This is a genomic window from Thiocapsa sp. (genome assembly GCF_035467215.1).
Lineage (GTDB): Bacteria > Pseudomonadota > Gammaproteobacteria > Chromatiales > Chromatiaceae > Thiocapsa.
In genome coordinates this window covers 26,214-32,543 of the sequence record NZ_DATITZ010000080.1, presented here as the reverse complement: position 1 = coordinate 32,543, position 6,330 = coordinate 26,214, and the positions used below count along the sequence as shown (strand labels likewise).

Annotated in this window: 6 protein-coding genes; 2 read left to right on the top strand and 4 right to left on the bottom strand. The window is 65.7% G+C overall.

The annotated features are described in order from the left end of the window. The first annotated feature begins 132 nt into the window (after positions 1 to 132). Positions 133 to 519: a hypothetical protein gene (locus VLR48_RS04260; RefSeq protein WP_325290590.1), complete on the top strand. Its 387-nt coding sequence runs from the start codon at positions 133 to 135 to the stop codon at positions 517 to 519. Positions 520 to 794: 275 nt separating this feature from the next. Here VLR48_RS04260 and VLR48_RS04255 read toward each other — a convergent pair whose 3' ends face one another. Next, entirely contained in the window at positions 795 to 1,571 is a 777-nt protein-coding gene (locus tag VLR48_RS04255) for an SDR family oxidoreductase (RefSeq protein ID WP_325290589.1), read from the bottom strand. 318 nt (positions 1,572 to 1,889) lie between these two features. Here VLR48_RS04255 and VLR48_RS04250 point away from each other — a divergent pair, with 318 nt between their 5' ends. Further along, the gene (locus VLR48_RS04250; protein WP_325290588.1) at positions 1,890 to 2,864 is read left to right on the top strand and encodes a D-cysteine desulfhydrase family protein; all 975 of its coding nucleotides are present in this window, start codon (positions 1,890 to 1,892) and stop codon (positions 2,862 to 2,864) included. Positions 2,865 to 2,999: 135 nt separating this feature from the next. Here the strand turns inward: VLR48_RS04250 and VLR48_RS04245 are convergent, their stop codons facing one another. The 3 genes from VLR48_RS04245 to VLR48_RS04235 are packed head-to-tail and all read right to left on the bottom strand — an operon-like array spanning position 3,000 to position 6,119. After that, positions 3,000 to 3,269 (bottom strand): hypothetical protein, encoded by a 270-nt coding sequence (locus tag VLR48_RS04245; RefSeq protein ID WP_325290587.1) that lies wholly within the window; start codon positions 3,267 to 3,269, stop codon positions 3,000 to 3,002. A 58-nt stretch (positions 3,270 to 3,327) separates the two neighbouring features. After that, on the bottom strand, positions 3,328 to 5,649 hold the full coding sequence (locus VLR48_RS04240) for an NADP-dependent malic enzyme (protein WP_325290586.1): 2,322 nt from the start codon (positions 5,647 to 5,649) through the stop codon (positions 3,328 to 3,330). A gap of 35 nt (positions 5,650 to 5,684) precedes the next feature. Beyond that, the gene (locus tag VLR48_RS04235) at positions 5,685 to 6,119 is read right to left on the bottom strand and encodes a DUF29 domain-containing protein (protein WP_325290585.1); all 435 of its coding nucleotides are present in this window, start codon (positions 6,117 to 6,119) and stop codon (positions 5,685 to 5,687) included. Positions 6,120 to 6,330: the final 211 nt, after the last annotated feature.

Genomic DNA, 6,330 nt, shown 5'->3' with positions numbered 1-6,330 from the left:
ATCGAGTTCCTTGCGCGCGCAGGACGAAGGGCATCGCGGCACAGGTGTCGGTGGCCGCTCTCCGCCGACTTGCACGATTCGACGGTCTCGGGCAGCGTTGGAGCCTTTCCGTGCAGCACGCTGGTTGGGCGCATGACCACGCTCTTCTCGATCATCGAATCCCCGAACCATCCCCGATTCGACGCGCTCTACCAGCGCATCGGCATCACCCATGTCAAGCTCGCCTCGCAACGCAAGGCGTTGCAGGCACTCAAGTCCATGACGCCGGACTGGATCGTGGCGGAGTTCTTCTACGGTTTCGGCAACAACTACGCCGGTGCGAACGTCAGCAACCTCGACGTCCTTCTCGCGGCCGTGCGCAAACAGGCCCCGTCGGCACGAACGATCGTGCTGGTCGGCAAGGAACAGGCCCAATATGTCCCGCGACTGGCCGAACTCTTCCCGATCCATGCCGTGCTGACATTGCCGGTCACCGAGGCCGACCTCGAATCGGTGCTGCGGGCTACAGATGCGCCTTAGCCGTACTTGAGCAAACGGCAACCTGACGTCCGCATCACCATCGGGTCTCCCCGCGTCGCCCTCCCGAACCGAACCAGCCGCTGGCACAGGTCACCGCCGGGCATTGATGCAGGTAGGAAGCGCCCGAGAGCCGACACAGGACGAGCTCTGCTTCCCATCCCTGGATACAGCGGCTGATCGCCTGCTGATCCCCGGACTATGGACATGGGTAACTTGGAGGGTAGACCAGTGCGCCGCCCAGGCGCGGTTGAGGTGACCCACACACCGCCCTCAGCTCACTCCGCATAGATCATGGTCCGGGTCATACCGCCGTCGACGACCAGGTTCTGGCCGGTGATGAACCCGGCACTCGGACTGGCGAGGAACCGGACCGCCGCCACGATATCGTCAGGCTCGCCCACGCGCCCGACCGCGTGCTGGGCCTGGTCAAGCGGACGGTGGTCCGGGACGCGCCGGTGGGCCGACTTCCGGAGGGGTCCCGTCTCGATCCAACCGGGGCTGACCGCATTGACGCGGATCAGCGGCCCGAGACTGATCGCCGCGGCATGAGTGAAGGCCAGTAGCCCTCCCTTGGCCGCGGCGTAGGCTTCACAATTGGGCTCCGATTGCAGGGCACGGGTCGAGGCGATGTTGACGATGGCACCCCGGCGCGCGCGCAGCCCCGGAATCGCCGAGCGGCTGCAGAGGAAGGCCCCGGTCAGGTGACCGTCCAGCCAGCGCCGCCACCCCGCGAGCGAGAGCGCTTCGAGCGGGCCGCTCACCGGATCGGCGAGACCGGCGTTGTTCACCAACAGATTCAGACCGGCAGGCTCGCCCGCCCGGTCCTGCCATGCCTGGAGTGCGGCGAAGGCGGCAGCGACCGCCGTCTCCTCACCCACGTCGGTCGCCAGCCCGAGCAATGCGGGACTCCCCCGATCGGCCGTCAACTCGTCGATGGCCTCGGCATCGCGGTCGAGCACCACCACCCGCCACCCTTCGGCCAGGAACGATTGTGCCAGGGCGCGCCCGATGCCTTGCGCACCGCCGGTGATGAGAGCGAGGGAAGCAGTCATGATCGAACGGACTCCTCGATGAGCCATCGCGCGCCGATTCAGCACGCAGCCGGGCAACGATGGCGCGGTCAGCCGGCGACGCCCCGACTGGAGCGATCGATGGATTGATGCTCGACCCCGCCGCCAGCCATCGGACCGAACGTTGATCGAGATCGAGTACACGGTCAAGGGCCGCCGGGCAGTCGTACGCTTACGCACTGCTGATGCCAATGGCCGTATCCTGTAGAACGCCGACTGACCGGGAAGGAACCCTCGGCCTCGCCATTGAATCATCCTAACGGACCTCGATCACGCTCTCATCCTTCGGAGAAGTCCCCGATGCCAGCACCAACCATTCCCCGCCTAAACCTGGCGCACCTACCCACGTCCATCGAGCCGCTACCTCGGCTCTCCGCCCTGCTCGGCGGTCCTCGGCTCTTCATCAAGCGCGACGATCAGACCGGCCTCGCGCTGGGCGGCAACAAGACCCGCAAGCTGGAGTTCCTGGTGGCCGAAGCGCGTGCCCAGGGTGCCCGGACCCTCGTCACGGCCGGCGCTTGGCAGTCCAACCACTGTCGCCAGACGGCCGCGGCGGCGGCCCGCTGCGGGATGGACTGCATCCTGGTGTTGACCGGCGAGCGCCCCGCCGAAGCGTCCGGCAATCTGCTGCTCGATCACCTTCTGGGTGCACGGATCATCGCGACGCCCGATCGCCGCGACCGCGATCGCCTCCTTGCGGAAACCGTCGAGAGTGCCGCGGCGCAGGGCCAAGCCCCGTATCTGGTCCCCTACGGCGGCAGCAGCCCGACCGGAGCACTGGGCTATGCCTTCGCGATGCAGGAGGTGCTGGCGCAGGAGGGCGAGGTGGACTGGATGGTCTTCGCCACTTCCAGCGGCGGGACCCACGCCGGGCTGGTCTTGGGGCAGCGTGTCTTCGGCTACCGCGGGACACTGCTCGGGATCAGCATCGACGAACCGGCACCCGCGCTGCAGTCGCAGGTCGCCGCCCTGGCGAGCGACGCAAGCGCGGCGTTGGGTCCACGCATCGCCTTTGACGCCGACGAGGTGCACGTCGACGACCGCTACCGCGAACCCGGCTACGGGGTCATGACAGATCTGGAGCGCGAGGCGATCCGACTCTTCGCCCGTACCGAAGGCATCCTCCTTGATCCTGTCTACACCGGGCGCGCGGCCGGCGGCCTGCTGGATCTCATCCGCAGGGGCTTCTTCCCGAGCGATGCGCGTATCCTGTTCTGGCACACCGGCGGGCAGCCCGCGTTGTTTGCCGAGCTGTACCGGAGCGAGCTGTCGTGAGGCCGGTTGCGGCTGCGATCGAGACACTCACCCGAGCGCCTGTATCAACCGAAGATCGACCGGAGGGAGACACACCCATGTGCGGAAGCTACGCCCGATTCAACCCGGTTGCTCGATGCGCACTTTGAAGCGCCCCTATCGATTCTTCTCGACGATCCGGGTCGGGATGCCGTCGATACTCAGCTGGTTCTTTTCCGCCCAGTAGTCGCGCACGCCTGCGTCGCCTTTCTTCACCGCCCAGTCGACGAGCTGCTCGCGATCGCCGGCATACGCGAAGTAGGGAACCCCCATTCCGCACGAGGTCTGCACCGAATCCACCTCGAGATCAAAGATCTGGCGTGCTCCCGGCAACGGCTTGAACAGCGAATGGAGGTCGGCCCATTCGGGATCACCCGGATGGGTCACCCGCGCCGTCCCGTATAAACCAAGTCGATTTCAGCTCGGGGCATCCGCCGTGTTCCGATCAGGACACCGCTGAATCCCGCGCGGCGGCGGCGCTCGCCACGGCCAGGGTGGTCATGTTCAGGGTGCGACGCACGGTGGCGGCGGGGGTGAGGATGCAGGCCGTCGCGGCCGCCCCCATCAAAATCGGTCCCACGGTCACGCCACCGCTGGTGGTGGTCTTGAGCACGGTGTAGAGGATGTTGGCCGCATCGAGGTTCGGACAGATCAGCAGGTTCGCCGAGCCGCCGAGGGTCGTTTCGGCGAGGTAACGGCTGCGGATATCCTCTTCCAGCGCGGCATCGCCGTGCAGTTCGCCGTCGCATTCGATCTCGGGGTGACTGGCCACGAAGAGGTCACGGGCCAGACGCATCTTCTTGGCCGAGGCACGCTTGGATGAGCCGAAGCTCGAGTGCGACAGAAAGGCCACCTTCGCCGGCAGGCCAAAGCGCTGAATCTCCTGCACGGCCATCCAGGCAATCTCGGCCAGTTGTTCCGCGCCAGGGTCTTCGTTCACGTAAGTATCGGCAATGAACAGGGGTCCGCCGCGCTCGGTCATCAGCGCGTTGAGTGCCGCGTAGTTGCTCACGCCGGGCCGCAGACCGATGATGCTGTGGATGCGTTCGAGATGGGTCTCGTAGCTGCCCGCCAGACCACAGATCATGGCGTCGGCGTGGCCCAAGGCGACCATCAGCGAGGCGATGATGGTGTTGGAGCGACGCACCGCCGCCGCGGCCACCTCGGGCGTGACGCCGTTGCGGCCCATGAGCCGGTGGTAATGGTCCCGGTACTGGTTGAAGCGCGGATCCTGCTCGGGGTTGACGTTCTCGACATCCTCCCCGAGACGCATGCGAAGACCGGCCTTCTCGATATGGGCCTGGATCACGGCCGGACGGCCGATCAGGATGGGCCGAGCCAGGCGATCGTCGAGCGCGATCTGGGCGGCACGCAGGGCGCGCTCGTCCTCGCCGTCGGCGAAGGCCACGCGCTTTCTGGCGTCGGGCAGGGCCCTGGCGGCATTGATGACCGGGCGCATCAGGATGCCTGTCTGGTACACGAAGAGCGTCAGGCTTTCCCTGTAGGCCTGCATGTCGGCAATGGGGCGCGTGGCCACCCCGGAGTCGGCGGCGGCTTGGGCCACGGCGGGCGCAATGCGCAGGATCAGGCGCGTGTCGAAGGGCTTGGGGATCAGATAATCCGGGCCGAAAACCATGTCCTGTCCGGCATAGGCCGTCGCCACTTCGGCGCTGGTCTCGCTCTTGGCCAGATCGGCGATCTCGCGAACGCAGGCGAGCTTCATCTCCGTCGTGATCTTGGTGGCGCCGCTGTCGAGCGCACCCCGAAAGATATAGGGAAAGCACAGGACGTTGTTGACCTGATTGGGGTAGTCCGAGCGCCCGGTGGCGATGATGCAGTCTGGCCGCGCGAGCTTGGCCAGCTCCGGGCGGATCTCCGGCTCCGGGTTGGCCAGGGCCAGGATGATGGGTCGATCGGCCATGGCCTTCACCATCTCGACGGTCAGCACGCCGGGTGCGGAGCAACCCAGAAAGACATCGGCGCCGTCGACCACGTCGGCCAGGGTGCGGGCGTCGGTCTGCTGCGCATAGCGGGCCTTGGATGCGTCGTACCCGCCGGGACGACCCTCGTAGATCACGCCCTTGGAATCGACCATGAAGATATGCTCGCGCCGGATACCCAGACCGACCATCACGTCGACGCAGGCGATCGCCGCGGCACCGGCACCCGAGACCGCCATCTTCACCGTATCGATGGGCTTGTCGACCAACTCCAGCGCGTTCAGTAGCGCGGCGCCGGAGATGATGGCCGTGCCGTGCTGATCGTCATGGAACACCGGGATGTTCATGCGTTCGCTGAGCTGACGCTCGATGTAGAAGCATTCCGGCGCCTTGATGTCCTCCAGATTGATGCCGCCCAGCGTCGGCTCGAGCGCGGCGATGATCTCGACCAGCTTGTCCGGGTCACGCTCGGCGAGCTCAATGTCGAACACATCGATGCCCGCGAATTTCTTGAACAGGCAGCCTTTGCCCTCCATCACGGGTTTCGCAGCCAACGGGCCGATGTCGCCCAAGCCGAGCACGGCCGTGCCGTTGGTCACCACGCCCACCAGATTGCCGCGCGAGGTGTACTCCGCCGCGAGCGACGGGTCGGCTTGGATATCGAGACAGGGATAGGCTACGCCGGGCGAGTAGGCCAGCGAGAGATCGCGCTGGTTCGACAGTGGCTTGGAGGGGGTGACGGTGATCTTGCCGCGGGTGGGACTGCGGTGATATTCACGAGCGGCGTCGCGTAATGCCTGCTCGGCGGTGGACAGAGTCGATGTCATTGGAGTGCAAAGGTTCCGTGGTTGATGGGCGCGGTTTAAGCCGGCAAGAAATCATCGGCGAGGATCTGCTCGATCGTCCACGGGCAGTCGTCCGGGAAGGCACCCATTCCCGTTTCGTCGATCGCCAGCGTGACCGCATCGGCCCAGATCGCACCCCGCCACTCGGCGTCTGCGAGTCTCGGCTTCAAGCTCGGCACCTGTTTGAGATGAAATGCCAGTGCCTTGCGCTGCTCCTTGATCGTTCGCCGCCAACTGTTGCTTTGGCGCTCAGGCTGGTACTGCCATTTGATGAGATGCGCCATCAGCACGGCCATGCGGCTCGCCAGTTCGCGTTGTTCGCTCTTGCCCACGTCTTCGATTTCCTCGGCGATGTGCTCCAGATCGAGCTGATCCAACCGACCGGCGCGGATCAGGCGCGCTTGCTCGTTCGCCCAGGCAACAACGTCTGCGTCATAGCTGATGGTCGTCATCGTGATGTCCACTCCAAGCCGTGTGTCCCAGTATAAACGAGGCATCCACTCGACCTCGCACACACTCTCTGCATCCACCGATAGCGCAGAGAATTGCGCCCGGCGATAACGTTCGGGGCGGGGTTATCCCGAAGCCACGGCCGGAAACCGGGGCGGGATCTACTCGCCGATGCCGCGATCGCCTATCCTTGCGCGCTCGGCAGGTGCCTCG

Excerpts from the sequence above, each read along its gene's own strand:
- VLR48_RS04260 (WP_325290590.1), top strand. The coding sequence starts at position 133 with ATGACCACGCTCTTCTCGATCATCGAATCCCCGAACCATCCCCGATTC.
- VLR48_RS04255 (WP_325290589.1), bottom strand. The coding sequence starts at position 1,571 with ATGACTGCTTCCCTCGCTCTCATCACCGGCGGTGCGCAAGGCATCGGG.
- VLR48_RS04250 (WP_325290588.1), top strand. The coding sequence starts at position 1,890 with ATGCCAGCACCAACCATTCCCCGCCTAAACCTGGCGCACCTACCCACG.
- VLR48_RS04240 (WP_325290586.1), bottom strand. The coding sequence starts at position 5,649 with ATGACATCGACTCTGTCCACCGCCGAGCAGGCATTACGCGACGCCGCT.
- VLR48_RS04235 (WP_325290585.1), bottom strand. The coding sequence starts at position 6,119 with ATGACGACCATCAGCTATGACGCAGACGTTGTTGCCTGGGCGAACGAG.